Source organism: Streptomyces cucumeris, from assembly GCF_024295805.1.
Taxonomy (GTDB): domain Bacteria; phylum Actinomycetota; class Actinomycetes; order Streptomycetales; family Streptomycetaceae; genus Streptomyces; species Streptomyces cucumeris.
In genome coordinates, this window is sequence record NZ_JANCLX010000022.1 from 136,125 (window position 1) to 151,292 (window position 15,168).

The following is a 15,168-nucleotide window of genomic DNA, read 5'->3' on the forward strand; positions in this document are numbered from 1 at the left end:
GCGGTCACCAGCGGGCCGCGCCCAGGTCCCGTGAGACGGCCCGTGCGGCGTCCCGCACCAGGCCGACGAGCGGGGGGTCGGGCCGCCCCCGGCTGTCGCAGAGCCGTTCCACGGAGCCGGAGACGCCGATGGCACCGACCACCAGACCGCCCTGGCCGCGGATCGGCGCCGCGATATCCGCCTCACCCATGATCATTTCTTGGACCGCGGCCGCCCATCCGGCCTCCCGGATCTCGCCGAGCGCTCTGCCCAGCTGCTGGTGGGAGGTGAGGGTGTGCCGGGTGTAGCCCTCTGGTTCTGCTTCCATGACCGGCTCCAGGGGTGTCGCCCCGAACGCCAGCAGGACCTTGCCCAGGGCGCTGGCGTGCAGGGGCAGCAGAGATCCCACGTCCAGGGTCTGAAATGTGTCATCGGGACGGAAGACGTGGTGGACGATGAGTACCTTGCCCTCGAGGGGCACGCCGAGCCGCACCGCCTCACCGCTGCGCGCGGCGAGGGCGTCGGCCCAGTTGATGGAGCGCGAGCGCAGCTCGTTGATGTCGAGGTAGCTGGTCCCCAGGTGCAGCAGCGCGGCGCCGAGCTGGTACTTGCCGGTTTCCTTGTCCTGCTCGACGAAATCCACGCTCTGGAGGGTCCGCAGTATGCCGTGCGCGGTGCCCTTGGCCAGGCCCAGCGCGGCCGACACCTCGCCCAGGCCGAGCCGTCCCGAGCCCTGGGCGAGCAGCCGCAGGATCGCCGCCGCCCGCTCGATCGACTGCACCGGGCCGGCCATGTCGCGATCGTAGCTCTATGTCCCACGATCCAGCTTGTTGACCAGTGGTATCCCTTTGGGGGCTAATGGCTCATCGATGCAGTTAGCTGCATGTTTTTACGTTTGTTCAGCGTTGTACGAGAACGTTCGGTAATGCCGACCTGGATTCGTTGACCGCGCCCCCTTACGCCCATAGCGTCCGTATCAGGACAGCCCCGGCATCCGGGGCGGCCATCCCGGCCCCCGATCGGCCGGGGACCGGCAGACAGACCCACTGGGCGCTCGACAGGGCGGTGCCTGGCAGAGCACCCGGAGGAGGAGAAGTGGCGGACCAGCTGAATTATCCGACCGTCGGCGACGCACCGTCGACTGATCCCCACGTGGGAGCGACTCCCCAGGTGGGCGCGGGGGACCGGAGCGTCCCCGCGGCGTTCGGCTTCGTGGGGCCCACTGCCCGGACCGGGCCCGAGCCGTTCATCGGACCCCAGGCGCGCGGGGTGGGCACCGCGGGCGGCACGGTGCCGGGCGGTGACCGGACCGTCCCCGGCGAGGGCACGCCGCTCGGCCATGTCGACCACCGTGCCGACCACCACCTTCCGGTACCGCACCTCCACGAGGCCGTCGCCACCGTACGGCGCCGGGCGCGGCTGCTGCTGGACCAGTGGGACCTGCCCGACGCCTGCCTCGACGACGCGCTCATGGTGATCTCCGAGCTGATCACCAACGCGGTGCTGCACGCCCTTCCCCCGGCCGTGCTGCGGCTGCGCTCGGGCGAGGCCGACGGCTACCGCGTCCTGCACATCGAGGTCACCGACGGCGGTCCGGTGCCCCGGGACGAGCGGACCGACGAGGAGGTCGAGCCGGATGAGCACGGTCGTGGCATCGGCATCGTCGCCGCGCTGTCGTCCTGCCACGGCACCCGGGTCGGCTGCTCCGGTGTGACCCGCTGGGCGGAGCTGCCGGTGGCCGCCTGACGGGCGGCCGGGACACCGTGACCGCGGGGGTCAGAGCCGTCCGTGCGGGGAGAGGGCGAGAACGGCGACATCGTCGTGGAGCTTGCGCGCATGGCACGGCAGATCGGTGTTGAGGAAGTTGATCACATCGAGGGGGTCCGGGCCCGGGCGGCCCGCGAAGCGGTCGCGGAGCCGGTCCAGCAGGGGGTAGAAGTTCCCCTCCGCGTCCCGGGCCTCGATCAGCCCGTCGGTGCACATCAGCAGCACATCGCCGCGCAGCAGCCGGTACTCGGCGGCCACGGGCGGCTCATCGGCCAGGGTGCCGAGCCCCAGGGGGAGACACGGGGTGCCGGTCAGTGTGGTCACCTCACCACCGGAGATCAGGACCGGCTCGATATGGCCGAAGTTCACGATCGTCAGCCGGTGGGCCACCGGGTCGTACTCGATCAGCGCGGCCGTGACGAACAGCTCGTCGTCGGGGATGTCCGCGGCCTCGCCCGCCATCCGGCGCTCCAGCCGGTTGGCCACCTCGAGCAGGTCCCCGGGGTCGTAGACGGCCTGGCGGAAGCTGCCCAGTACATCGGCCACGGTGCGCACCGCCTGGAGCCCCTTGCCGCGCACATCGCCGATGATGGCCCGTTCACCGTGCTGGGTGGCGCGGATGTCGAAGAGATCCCCACCGACCATGGTGCCCGCCTCGGCGGGGCAGTAGAGCGCCGCCGCCAGGACGTGGCCCACCTCGTGCGGCAGGGGACGCAGCAGGGTGCGCATCAGCGCCTCGGCCACCGAGCTGGCGTGCAGCAGATGGGCCTCCTGGCGCTTCCGGTGTGCCGCGAGCGCCGTACCGAGGGCTCCCACCAGGGCGGTGGCGATGTAGATGGCCACGTAGTGGCGGTCCCAGATGTAGCCCACACTGCGGCCCGCGCAGCACGGGGTGCCCGCGAGGACCCCCACGAAGCACACGGCGAACACGGTGATGGCGGCCACGCTCAGCGGACCGTGGCTGAACGCCGCCACCACGGGCAGCGCGATGAGCAGGAAGCTCACCGGCCACTCCACGGGGGTGATGGGCTCGACCGCCAGGATGACCGCGACGTAGATCAGCGGCAGCCAGCGCATCCAGGCCGGGGGAGAGGGGATCCCCAGACCGCCGTCGCTCAGCCGGGGCGCCTGTCGGCGTCCGCCGTGCCCGGCCCCGCCGCGGCCCGGCCGCCTCACGGCCCGCTCCGTGCCGGTGGTGCCTCAGCCGACCCCGCACACGGGCTCCTGATACGGCCGTGATCCACGGTCCCAGCCTGTACCGGTCGGCGGCACCCGGCGACCGGTACTGCGCCATCGGCGGCATGTCATCCGGCCGACGGCACCACCGGGTTGTCCGCCGCCGGGGCCGTCGGCCGGACCGTCGGCAGATCGCGCGCCCACCGGACCGGGGAGCGCCACAGGATCAGCCCGGCCAGCGGGATCCCCGCCGTGGTGATCCACATCGCGGCCCGGACGCCGAACGCGGTGCCGAGGGCACCGCCGAGCAGCGCACCGAGCGGGATCGTGCCGTAGCTGATGAAGGCCGTGCTCGCGGTCAGCCGGCCGAGCAGCTCCGGCGGGCAGTAGAGCTGCTGGAAGCCGGCTTTGATCACATTGCCCGCCACCACGCCCATCGAGACGCAGAAGCCGCCCGTCACGAAGAACAGGACCCCGGGTCCGGCGACGGCCAGCGGAATGAGCAGCGCACACACGGCCAGGCCCAGTTCGAACACCAGGGTGGCGCGAGCGGTGCCGAACCGGGCGGCCACCCGGCGCGCCACCATCGCTCCGACGACGCCGCCCGCGCTCACGGCGGCGATGAGCGCGCCCACCGTGCCCGGGGCCAGTCCCACGGTCCTGACCAGGAAGACCACCCGTATCGACTGGTATCCGACCAGTGCGAGGTTGGAGACGGCGGAGAACAGCGCGAAGGTCCGGAACCACGGATCACGGACGATCAGCCGCAGCCCCTCGCCGACCTCCTGGCCCAGCGCCCGGCGCGGCCGCGCCGCGGTCGCGCCGGCCGGTTCGCGGTGGCGGATGGCGGACAGACAGAAGAATGTGGCGAGGACGGCGGCGGCGTTGGTGAACATGCCGTTCACCGTGCCCGCCCACTGGGCGATCACACCGGCCGAACCCTGCCCGGCGATCTGCGCGGCGGAGGCGCTGCCGTGCAGTGCGGCATTGCCCTCGGCCTGGTCGTCGGGGTCCAGCAGACCGGGGAGGTAGGCACGGTAGGCGGTCTGGAAGAACACCATCGCCGTGCCCGTGAGCAGTGCCACGGTCAGCAGCAGACCGAAGCTCAGCAGACCGCGCCAGGCGGCCACCGGAACGCTCGCGTAGAGGACCACTGAGACGGCGGAGGCCGAGAGCATGATCGGTCTGCGCGGCAGCCGGTCCACCCAGACCCCCACCGGCAACCCGATGACCAGCCAGGGGATCCAGGAGGCGGCGGTCAGCAGACCGATCTCGAAGGGACCGGCGCGCAGGGTGGACACGGCGATCAGCGGCATGGCCACCGCGGTGACGGACGAGCCGAACGTACCCGCCGTCTCACCGCACCACAGCAGCCGGAAGTCGCGGTGGCGGCGCAGCAGGCCACCGCGTGCGGGACGGCTCATGCGCTGCCACGCTCCCTGCGGGGGAAGGACTGGAGCTGCACCGTCACCGGCAGTGCCTCCGCGTCGGGCTCGGTGTCCGGGGCGGGCGTATGACGGGCGATCACCTCCATCAACTCGGCGTTCAGCGCCCTGAGCTGATCAGGCGACAGGCGCAGGTCGCGCCAGTCGGAGACGGTGCCCGCGTTCCGCCACCGCTCGTCCCAGTCCTCCCCGACATAGGTCATGACCCGGTCGAAGGACTGGTGCACCAGCTCGCGCAGGAAGACCGACAGTGCGCCGTGGGACTCGGGGTCGTCCCGGAAATCGGCGATTCGCAGGTCGTTGACCGGCCCTGCCTTCCGCCACCACCGCTCCCGTCTGGTGCCCCGGGCGGTGTCCTCCTCGATGAAGCCGTGCTCGGCCAGATGGCGCAGATGCCAGCTCACGGTGCCGGTGTTCTCGCCGAGCTGCCGGGCGAGCAGGGTGGCGGTCGCCGGGCCGTCCAGGGTGAGCAGTTCGTACAGGCGCATCCGCAGCGGATGGGCCAGGCCCCGCAGGCTCGTGGCGTCCAGGCGCCTGGTGGGGCCGGGCAGCGGGGGCGGCGGTATGGGGTCGGAGGCGTCGGTCACCCTCGCATCCTAGGTTGCAGAGGATCCTCTGCATAGAGTTCTCTGCCTGTCGCTCCCGCGTGGACACTTGATGCCAAGCTCCCCTGCCCGGTGCGCCCTTGACCTCCGGTCGGCGACTCGATGGGATCCAACGGCGCGGAGTGTCGGGGTTCCGGTGATTGACACGGCGCCGTGGTCTGGGGGACTTTCGACTCCTCGAGCGTGGGTCACCCACGTCCCGGAACCGTAGAGCGTGGTCCGTTTCGTTCGACGCATGGGGGAATCCGAGTGGCTTTAGAGCGGTCCGTCAGCCCCGCCGGTCCCGATCCCTCCGCAGGCAGAGGGGATCCACCGCCCGGAGGCCGACGGCCTGCCGCGCCACCTCCCTCCGCCGCCTCGAAGTGGTGGACGCTGACCGCCGCCGTGCTCGGAACGTTCATGCTGATGCTCGACCTCAGTGTGGTGAACGTGGCGCTGCCGGTGATCCGTCAGGAGCTGGACGCCGGTTTCGAGGAGGTCCAGTGGGTGCTCGACGCCTATGCCCTCACCCTCGCGGTCTTCCTGCTCACCGCCGGCGCGCTCGCCGACACCCTCGGCCGCAAGAAGATCTTCCAGGTGGGGTTCGTGGTGTTCACGCTGGCCTCCCTGGCCTGCGGTCTGTCCGACACCGGCCTGGCCCTGGACATCTCACGGGGTGCCCAGGGCATCGGCGGAGCCGTGCTGTTCGCCGTGGCGCCCGCGCTGATCTCCCATCAGTTCCGGGGGAAGGAACGGGCGGTCGCCTTCTCGGTGTTCGGCGCCATCATCGGACTCGCGGTCGCCCTGGGCCCGCTGATCGGCGCCGCGCTGGTGACCACGGCGAGCTGGCGGTGGATCTTCTACCTCAACATCCCCATCGGGGTGTTCGCCATCGTCATCACCGCCGTGTTCGTCCGTGAGTCACGCGACCCCCGGGCCCGGGGCGTGGACGTCCCCGGTCTGCTGGTGCTCTCCGTCGCGCTGCTGTCCCTCGTCCTGGGGCTGATCCGGGGTCCGCAGGACGGCTGGGGCGATCCGCGGATCGTCGGGCTGGGGATCCTGGCGGTGGCGGGCCTCGCACTGTTCGTCGTGGTGGAACGCCGCCGGGGTCCCGCCGCGATGCTCGATATGAGCCTGTTCCGCAACGTCACCTTCGTGGGACTGGCCCTGGTCGCGCTCTTCGCCTACATGGCCGGTACGACCTCCATCTTCCTGGAGGCCAACTACGTGGAGAACGTGCTCGGGCTGAGCGCGTGGGACACCGGTGTCCGGTTCCTGCCACTGACCTTCGGCATGCTGGTCGCCGGGACCGTCGCGGGTATGGTGATGAACCGTGTGCCGACCCGGCTGCTGCTGTTCGGCTGCGGTGTGTTCCTGTGCGCCGCGATGCTCCTGGTACTGCTGGCCGACCAGCACTCGTCGTGGACGGCGCTGCTGCCGAGCATGATCGCCGCCGGTATCGGGATGGGGGCCTTCAACCCACCGCGCGCGTCGGTCGCGATGCTGGTCGCCGAACCGTCCCGGGCCGGGATGGCCTCGGGTGCGAGCGAGACCTTCCAGCAGATCGGCGTGGCACTCGGAATCGCCGCCACCGGTTCGCTGTTCCAGAACCACGTGGCGCGGGAATTCTCCGACAGTGCGGTCGGCCGGCAGCTCGGCGCGACCGGAGTGGACACCCACACCCTCGGGGTCACCATCGCGGGTGGCGGTGCCAGAGAAGCGAGTGAGTCCATTCCGGAACCATTGCGGAACGACTTTCTCCGCTCCGCCGACAGTGCATTCGTCAGCAGTATGCATCTGTGTTTTGTGGTGCTCGCGGTGGTCGCGGGGATCGGTGCGGTCACCGCTCTGCTGTTCATCCGGCGTCGTGACATGCGGGAAGACGTTGCCGAGGACGAGGAATCCGAGAACGCGCTGTCAACGCTGGCCGTTTCGGACCGGTGACGCGTAAGCTCTTCGCATCATCAGCGCACGGCATCATCAGCGCTAGGGGAAGGAAACGGGGCGTGCCTGTCTTAACTCCCTCGATCGGCATTGCGGGGACCGGGAATTACCTGCCGAATACGCCGATCAGCCTGGAGTCGTACGTCGAGGCGGGTCTGGAACTGAGCCCGATGGACAACGGACCGCTGTTGCGCGCACCCCAGTGGCGCCACCATGTGGCTCCCGGTGACCGGGCCGCCGAAATGATCGAGCGGGCCGCGGTGCCGATGTTCGAACGGCTGGGTGTCGATCCCGCCCGTGAGGTGGACGTACTGGTCACCAATGTGCTGCTGCCCGACGACCTGTTCACCGGATGCGGTGCGGACACCGCCCACCGGATGGGGATGTCGCCCGAGTGGATCATCGATCTGCACAACGGCGGCTGTGCGTCCTTCCAGTACATGCTGAAGGTCGTGGCGGCCATCATGGCGAGCGAGGGCGCCAGAACCGCGCTGATAGCCAATGTGCAGAACACCGCGGGCCAGATCTTCGCCCAGGACGGCAACCGCTTCAAATCCCACTCCGTCGCCGCCGGTGACGGCTGTGGAGTCGCCCTGGTCACCGCCGACCCCGGTCCCGGCACCCCGCTGCTGCTGGGCACCCGCGTCCGCCACAGCCCCGCCACCGCGCGCGACCTCGGCATGGCGACCCCGGACGGCCGCCACCACTGGCAGACCGGTGACAGCGTGCTCGATGTACGGTTCGACGCCGCGAAGACCAAGGAGACCCTGGAGCTCGGCAATCGGCTGGTGCCCGAGCTCGTCCGGGAACTGGGAGAGCGGTGCGCGTTCGGCGTGGACGAGATCGACGTCCTCATCACCAACCAGCCGAACCGTGTCTTCCTGCGCAACTGGCGCAACGCGCTCGGGATCGACGCCGAGCGCCATGTCGACACCTATGACCGCTTCGGCAATCTCTACGGAGCCGGAGTGCCCGTCACCCTGCACGAAGCGGTCTCCGACGGCCGGGTCAAACCCGGCGATCTCGTGGTCACCGCGGGTTTCGCGCACGCCGGGGATTTCGCCGCCGCGGCCGCCTTCCGATGGTGAACCCGTACCACACCGGGAAACGACCGCACACTCAATGATCCGAAAATGTCACGGAGTTGACGTTGAGGAAAACCGGGTTATCCCCTCGCACGGATGAACCGCCTGGCGAGCGCGTCGGGCGAGGAAAGCCGACACATCCTCCTCCCCTCCCACCACCGGGGCCACCGGCCCCCTTTTACGGCCCGACCGAAGGTTCGTAGAAAGGGTGGACAACGTGGGGACTTCAGCAACCGACGGCACACCGTCCGGCGATTCCCTGGCCGGCCGGCTGGCGGAAAGCCCGGCACCTGAGCGGCTGCGGATCGTGCTCGATGCGGTGGTGGGGGAAACGGCGGCGCTGCTCGGCCGACCGCCCAGCGCCATCGACCCGGGGCGGCCGTATCTCGACTACGGCTACAACTCCCTCGCCGCCGTGGCGCTGACCGAGGAGCTGAGCTCCCTCTGCGCGGTCGAGCTGCCCCTCACCCTGTTGTTCGACCAGCCCACCCCCGACGCGGTCGCCCGCTATCTGCTCTCCCGTATGGGGCTGTCGGACGAGGCCCCCGTCCTGTCCGAGGCACCGTCCGCGCGAGGCGAGGAGGGTGCGGACGAGAAGACGGACGACCCCATCGCCGTGGTGGGCATGGCCTGCCGCTATCCCGGTGGTGTCGGGACTCCCGAAGAACTCTGGCGGCTGGTCGACGAGGGCCGTGACGCGATCACCGGCTTCCCGGACGACCGCGGCTGGCCACTGGACGAGCTGTACCACCCCGACCCGGACCACCCCGGCACCGCGTACACGCGATCGGGCGGTTTCCTCCACACCGCGACCGAGTTCGACGCGGAGTTCTTCGGTATCAGCCCCCGTGAGGCGCTGGCCATGGACCCACAGCAGCGGCTGCTGCTGGAGGGTGTCTGGGAGGCGTTCGAGGACGCCGGGATCGACCCCGGCACCCTGCGCTCCAGCCGCACCGGGGTGTTCGCGGGTGTTTCCGGCGTCGACTACAGCTACGTGGCCCGTTCCGGCGGCACCGGACTCCAGGGCTACTGGGGGATCGGCACCCTGCCCGCCGTGGCCTCCGGCCGGGTGGCGTACACCTTCGGTTTCGAGGGTCCGGCGCTGACCGTGGACACCGCGTGTTCCTCCTCGCTGGTGGCCACCCATCTGGCGATGCGCTCGCTGCGCCACGGCGAATGCTCGATGGCCGTCGTGGGCGGGGTCACCGTGGCGGCCACCCCCACCGTGTACCTGGAGTTCTCGCGGCAGCGGGCGCTCTCACCGGACGGCCGCTGCCGCTCCTTCGCCGAGACGGCGGACGGTACGGGATTCTCCGACGGCATGGGTGTGCTGTTGCTGGAGCGGTTGTCGGACGCGCGTCGAAACGGTCACCGCGTACACGCGGTGCTACGCGGTTCGGCGGTGAATCAGGACGGCGCCAGTAACGGCCTCACCGCCCCGAACGGTCCGGCGCAGGAGCGCGTGATTCGGGGGGCGTTGGTGGATGCGGGGTTGTCGGGGGGTGAGGTGGATGTGGTGGAGGGGCATGGGACGGCGACGGTGTTGGGGGATCCGATCGAGGTGCAGGCTTTGCTGGCGACGTATGGGTGTGGGCGGTTGGGGGAGCCGTTGTGGTTGGGGTCGTTGAAGTCGAATATCGGGCATGCGCAGGCGGCTGCGGGGGTGGGTGGTCTGATCAAGATGGTGATGGCGTTGCGGGCGGAGAGGTTGCCCGCGACGTTGTATGCGGAGGCGCGGTCGTCGAAGGTGGACTGGTCCTCGGGTGCGGTGGAATTGTTGACGGAGGGGCGTCCGTGGCCGCGTGGTGAGCGTCCGCGCCGTGCGGGGGTGTCCAGCTTCGGTGCCAGCGGTACCAACGCCCACCTCATCGTCGAGGAGGCACCGGCCACGACGTCCGCCGGGTCCGTCCTCCCGGCCGACGGCCCCACGCCGCCCGCGGACACCCCGACCGTCTGGGTGCTGTCCGGGAAACAGTGGTCCGGACTCGCGGCGCAGGCACGCGCTCTGCGCGCACGGCTGCTGGCCGATCCCGGACTGGACCCGGTGGACGTGGGCTACTCCCTGGCCACCACCCGTGCCGCACTTCCGCACCGTGCGGTGGTCGTCGGCCACGACCGCGACGAGCTGCTCGGCGGACTGGCCCGGATCGAGCACCCGGACCCAGCGGACGAGGCGACTGGTGCCGCTGCCCGGCCGGGCCGGGTCGCGTTTGTCTTCCCCGGCCAGGGATCCCAGTGGGCGGGTATGGCCCAGGCGTTGCTGGTGTCCTCACCGGTGTTCGCCGAGCGGATGCGGGAGTGCGGGGAGGCTCTGGAGCCGCACACCGGATGGTGTCTGTCCGATGTGCTCGCCGGTGACCCGGACGCTCCCTCGCTCGACCGGGTCGATGTGGTCCAGCCCGCCCTGTTCGCCATGATGGTGTCCCTCGCCGCTCTGTGGCGCTCCTACGGTGTGGAGCCGGACGCGGTGATCGGCCACTCCCAGGGCGAGATCGCCGCCGCCTGTGTCGCCGGTGCCCTGACCCTCGACGACGCCGCCCGGGTGGTCGCGCTGCGCAGCAAGGCGATCGCCACCCTCGGCCGCGGCGGCGGGATGCTGTCGGTCGCCGAGTCCGTGGAGGAGGTGAGCGCACGGCCGGCCGTGGTGTCCGGCGAGGTGTCCGTGGCCGCCGTCAACGGCCCGTCGTCGGTCATCGTCTCCGGTGACACCGCCGTGCTGGACCGGCTCTTCGAGGACTGTGTCGCGGAGGACGTCTGGGTCCGCCGGATCCCCGTCGACTACGCCTCCCACTCACCGCGTATCGAGGAGCTCCGCGAACGGCTGCGCACCGCGCTCGCGCCGGTGCGACCGCGAGCGGGGCAGCCGGCCTTCCACTCCACCGTGGCGGGAAAGGCCGTCGAGACCACCACGCTCGACGGCGACTACTGGTACGCCAATCTGCGCAACCCCGTGCTCTTCGAGCAGACGGTCCGCGACATGACCGACCGGGGTTTCCGTGTGTTCATCGAGATCAGCCCGCATCCCGTGCTGACCGCCGCCCTCCAGCAGAACCTGGAGGCGGCCGGGGACGATCGCGACACGGTGGTCCTGGGGTCGGTGAGACGGGATCACGGACGGCTCGAGGACTTCCTCGGCTCGCTCGGCGAGGCGTATGCGCGCGGTGTCGCGGTGGACTGGTCGGCCGCCTTCGGCGGATGGTCCGCCCGCCGTATCGACCTGCCCCGCTACGCCTTCACCCGGCAGCGGTACTGGGCCACCGGCGGTGAGGGTGCGGGCGATCCGCGCCCCGCCGGACTCATCTCCGCACGCCATCCGCTGCTGGCCGGACAGGTGCGGCTGGCGGGCGGACTCGGCTCGGTGTTCACCGGACGGCTCGCGCTGGACCAGGTGCCGTGGCTCGCCGACCACACCGTTTTCGGTGAGGTGTTCGTACCGGGCACGGCGCTGGTGGACCTCGCGGCGAGCGCGGGTGACCGGCTCGGCATGCCCGTCGTGACGGAACTGACCCTGGAATCGCCCCTGGTGGTGCGGGAAGCGGGGATCGCCATCCAGCTCCAGGTGGCCGAGCCCGACCCGGCCGGGAGGGCCGCCTTCACTCTGCACTCCGAGGACGGCGCGAACGGCGCGGACGGCTGGACGCGGAACGCGTCCGGGGTGCTGGCGGTGGCCGCCGACGCACCATCCGCCGAGGCCCCGTCCACCGACGTGGCACCCGCCGTCTGGCCCCCGGAGGGCGCGGTCCCCCTCCGCACCGGCGACCTGTACGACCGCCTGGCCGACCGGGGTATGGAGTACGGCGGGATGTTCCGGGGGCTGCGGGCCGCCTGGCGGTGCGGGGACGAGATCTGGGCCGAGGTCCGGCTCGACGGCGGCGGCGAGGACGTCGATCCCCGCCATCTCCTCCATCCCGCGCTGCTGGACACCGCCTTCCATGCGGCCCTCGCCGACCGCGCGGACGACGGCCGACCAGGCTCCGCGTGGCTGCCGTTCGTCTGGTCCGGGGTGCGGATCCGGCCCGGTGACCGCACCGTGACCGACCTGCGTGTCCGGCTGACCCCCCTCGGCGCCGACACCCTGCGGATGTCCGCCCGGGACGCGGACGGACATCTCCTCGTCTCGGTGGACTCGGTGCTGGCACGGCCGGTGTCCTCGGCCCAGCTCGCCGCCGCCCGTTCGGTGACGGCCGACTGTCTGTTCGGTGTGGACTGGGTGGCCGCCACCCCGGCCGCCCCGGTGTCCGCCGACGCCATGGCCGTCCTCGGCACGTCGGAGGGGCTGGAGACGCACGGGACGCCTCTGCACACCTGTTCCGGCCTCGGCTCGCTCCCGGCGGGCGACGACGGCGCCCCACCCCGGTGGGTCGTCGTGCCCATCGGACCGCCGGCCGCCGCGACCCCGCCCGAGGCGGTGCGGACGGTGACGGGCCGTGTGCTGTCACTGCTGCGGGAGTGGCTTGCGGATGAGCGACTCCAGGGCTCCCGCCTGGTGTTCGTCACCCGGACCGCGGTGGCGGCGCTCCCCGCCGACGAGCCCTCGCTGGAGCTGGCGCCGCTGTGGGGTCTGGTGCGCAGCGCCCAGGCCGAGAACCCCGGCACCTTCCGGCTGATCGACCTCGACACCGCATCCAGCGCGGACTCCCTCGCCTCCGCCCTGGCCGTCGACGCACCCGAGCTGGCCGTGCGGGGCGAGGCGTTGCTGGTGCCCCGGGCGGTCCGGATCCGTCCCGCGCCGTCCACTCCGTCCTTCGACCCGGAGGCCACGGCGCTGATCACCGGCGGCACCGGCGGTCTGGGAGCGCTGGTGGCACGCCATCTGGTGGCCGAACACGGGGTGCGCCATCTGCTGCTGGCCAGCCGCCGCGGTCCGGCGGCAGAAGGTGCCGGGGCCCTCACGGACGAACTCACCGCTCTGGGAGCGCGGGTGAGGATCGCCGCCTGTGATGTGTCCGACCGCGACGCCGTGGCCGAGCTGCTCGCCACGGTCCCCGCGGACCATCCGCTGAAAGCTGTCGTCCACGCCGCCGGGGTGCTCGACGACGGCCTCATCCCCACCCTGACCGATGAACGGATCGACCGGGTACTGAGCGCCAAAGCCGACGCGGCATGGCATCTGCACGAGCTGACGGCTCATCATGACATCAGCGCCTTCGTACTGTTCTCCTCGCTCGCGGGGGTCCTCGGCGGCCCCGGACAGGGCAACTACGCGGCCGCCAACACGTTCCTGGACGCCCTGGCGCACCGGCGCCGCGCACGGGGCATGCCCGCCGTCTCCCTCGCCTGGGGGCTGTGGGAGGAGGCCGGCGAGATGACCGGCCGGCTCAGCCAGGACGACACCGACCGGCTGGCCGACGGCGGGGTGATCGCCCTCACCGCCGGGGAGGGGCTGCGGCTGCTGGACGCCACCCTCGGAGCGACCGCGCCGCTGGTCCTGGCCGCCCGGCTGGACACGGCCGCCCTGCGCAACCAGACCGCCGCGGGCGTGGCCCCCGCCCTGCTGCGCGGTCTGGTGCGCGGTGTGCCCGCCCGTACCGCCGCCACCTCCGCGGCGCTCAGGGAGGAGCTGGCAGAACGGACCGGACCGGAGCGCGCCCGTCTGCTGCTGCGGCTGGTGCGCACCGAGATCGCCGCGGTGCTCCGGTATCCGGGGCCGGACGCGGTGCCCCCGGACCGGGCCTTCAACGAACTCGGCTTCGATTCCCTGGGAGCCGTCCAACTGCGCAACCGCCTGAACCTGGCCACCGGCCTTGGCCTGCCCGTGACGGCGGTGTTCGACCACCCCACCCCGCGTGCCGTGGCCCTGTTCCTGGCGGGCACGCTCGCCCCCGCCGGAGAGTCCACCGGGAGCGGCGACGGCCCGCCCGGTGATGGCCCGCGCGGTGACGGCTCCCGCGGTGTCGGCGCGCCCGACGCGGCGGCCGAGCTCGACGACATGGACACCGAAAGCCTCGTCCGCCTGGCCCTGCGCGGCAACGACTCGTGATTGGACCCGTATCGATGCCCGTCGACCATGAGGATGTCGTAGAAGCACTGCGCGCGGCCATGAAGGACAACGTCCGGCTGCGGCAGGAGAACGAACGCTCCCGGGAGCCGATCGCCGTCATCGGCATGGCGTGCCGCTACCCCGGCGAGGTGATGTCCGGTACGGATCTGTGGGAGCTGGTGGCCGAGGGCCGGGACGCCATCTCCGGTTTCCCCGACGACCGGGGCTGGGACCTGGACGCCCTCTACGACCCCGACCCCGGCCACCCGGGCACCAGCTATGTGCGCACCGGTGGATTCCTGTCCACCGCCACCGAGTTCGACCCCCGCTTCTTCGGTATCAGCCGCCGTGACGCCCTCGCGATGGATCCGCAGCAGCGGCTCATGCTCGAAGGTGTGTGGGAGGCGTTCGAGGACGCCGGGATCGCCCCCGACGCGATGCGCGGCAGCGCCACCGGGGTGTTCGCCGGGGCCATGTTCCAGGACTACGCCTGGCTGGCGCGCCAGCGCGAGGACCAGGTCGGTGGCCGCTGGGGGCTGGGCAACCTGGGCAGCTTCGTCTCCGGCCGGGTGGCGTACACCTTCGGTTTCGAGGGTCCGGCGCTGACCGTGGACACCGCGTGTTCCTCCTCGCTGGTGGCCACCCATCTGGCGATGCAGTCGCTGCGCCGTGGCGAATGCCCGATGGCCCTGGCCGGCGGGGTGACCGTACTGGCCACGCCTGGCGTCTTCGTGGAGTTCTCGCGTCAGCGCGCGCTCTCGCCCGACGGCCGCTGCCGGTCCTTCTCCGCATCGGCCGACGGCACCGGATGGGCTGAGGGCATGGGTGTGCTGTTGCTGGAGCGGTTGTCGGACGCGCGTCGAAACGGTCACCGCGTACACGCGGTGCTACGCGGTTCGGCGGTGAATCAGGACGGTGCGAGCAACGGTATGACGGCGCCGAATGGTCCGGCGCAGGAGCGCGTGATTCGGGGGGCGTTGGTGGATGCGGGGTTGTCGGGGGGTGAGGTGGATGTGGTGGAGGGGCATGGGACGGCGACGGTGTTGGGGGATCCGATCGAGGTGCAGGCTTTGCTGGCGACGTATGGGTGTGGGCGGTTGGGGGAGCCGTTGTGGTTGGGGTCGTTGAAGTCGAATATCGGGCATGCGCAGGCGGCTGCGGGGGTGGGTGGTCTGATCAAGATGGTGATGGCGTTGCGGGCGGAGAGG

The 15,168-nt window shown here is 71.2% G+C and carries 9 protein-coding genes; 5 read left to right on the forward strand and 4 right to left on the reverse strand.

The genetic code is table 11. The features are described from left to right. Positions 1–4: 4 nt before the first annotated feature. On the reverse strand, positions 5–772 hold the full coding sequence (locus tag NMK44_RS28005; RefSeq protein WP_254748119.1) for an IclR family transcriptional regulator: 768 nt from the start codon (positions 770–772) through the stop codon (positions 5–7). 302 nt (positions 773–1,074) lie between these two features. Between NMK44_RS28005 and NMK44_RS28010 the strand changes: the two genes are divergently transcribed. Beyond that, a complete protein-coding gene (locus NMK44_RS28010) occupies positions 1,075–1,725 on the forward strand; it encodes an ATP-binding protein (protein WP_254748121.1) in 651 nt (216 codons plus the stop codon). A gap of 30 nt (positions 1,726–1,755) precedes the next feature. On the opposite strand, the gene NMK44_RS28015 is transcribed toward NMK44_RS28010, so the two are convergent. The 3 genes from NMK44_RS28015 to NMK44_RS28025 all read right to left on the reverse strand — a co-directional run bounded on the left by NMK44_RS28015 (position 1,756) and on the right by NMK44_RS28025 (position 4,954). Beyond that, complete coding sequence (locus NMK44_RS28015) at positions 1,756–2,922, reverse strand: PP2C family protein-serine/threonine phosphatase (RefSeq protein ID WP_254748123.1); 1,167 nt, start codon at positions 2,920–2,922, stop codon at positions 1,756–1,758. Between the two features lie 128 nt (positions 2,923–3,050). Beyond that, positions 3,051–4,346: an MFS transporter gene (locus NMK44_RS28020; RefSeq protein ID WP_254748125.1), complete on the reverse strand. Its 1,296-nt coding sequence runs from the start codon at positions 4,344–4,346 to the stop codon at positions 3,051–3,053. Beyond that, on the reverse strand, positions 4,343–4,954 hold the full coding sequence (locus NMK44_RS28025; protein WP_374215355.1) for a helix-turn-helix domain-containing protein: 612 nt from the start codon (positions 4,952–4,954) through the stop codon (positions 4,343–4,345). The genes NMK44_RS28020 and NMK44_RS28025 overlap by 4 nt, the downstream gene beginning before the upstream one ends. A 267-nt stretch (positions 4,955–5,221) precedes the next feature. Here NMK44_RS28025 and NMK44_RS28030 point away from each other — a divergent pair, with 267 nt between their 5' ends. From NMK44_RS28030 to NMK44_RS28045, 4 genes are all read left to right on the forward strand, one after another. Then, entirely contained in the window at positions 5,222–6,895 is a 1,674-nt protein-coding gene (locus NMK44_RS28030) for an MFS transporter (RefSeq protein WP_374215356.1), read from the forward strand. 62 nt (positions 6,896–6,957) lie between these two features. Beyond that, a complete protein-coding gene (locus tag NMK44_RS28035) occupies positions 6,958–7,983 on the forward strand; it encodes a 3-oxoacyl-ACP synthase III family protein (protein ID WP_254748129.1) in 1,026 nt (341 codons plus the stop codon). A 214-nt stretch (positions 7,984–8,197) separates the two neighbouring features. Continuing rightward, complete coding sequence (locus tag NMK44_RS28040) at positions 8,198–13,960, forward strand: type I polyketide synthase (protein ID WP_254748131.1); 5,763 nt, start codon at positions 8,198–8,200, stop codon at positions 13,958–13,960. Between the two features lie 14 nt (positions 13,961–13,974). Beyond that, positions 13,975–15,168, forward strand: a 1,194-nt coding sequence (locus NMK44_RS28045; protein ID WP_254748133.1) for a beta-ketoacyl synthase N-terminal-like domain-containing protein, incomplete at its 3' end; no start/stop codon positions are given.

Bases quoted from the DNA above. Each gene is read 5' to 3' on its own strand.
- NMK44_RS28005 (WP_254748119.1), bottom strand. From the start codon at position 772: ATGGCCGGCCCGGTGCAGTCGATCGAGCGGGCGGCGGCGATCCTGCGG.
- NMK44_RS28020 (WP_254748125.1), bottom strand. From the start codon at position 4,346: ATGAGCCGTCCCGCACGCGGTGGCCTGCTGCGCCGCCACCGCGACTTC.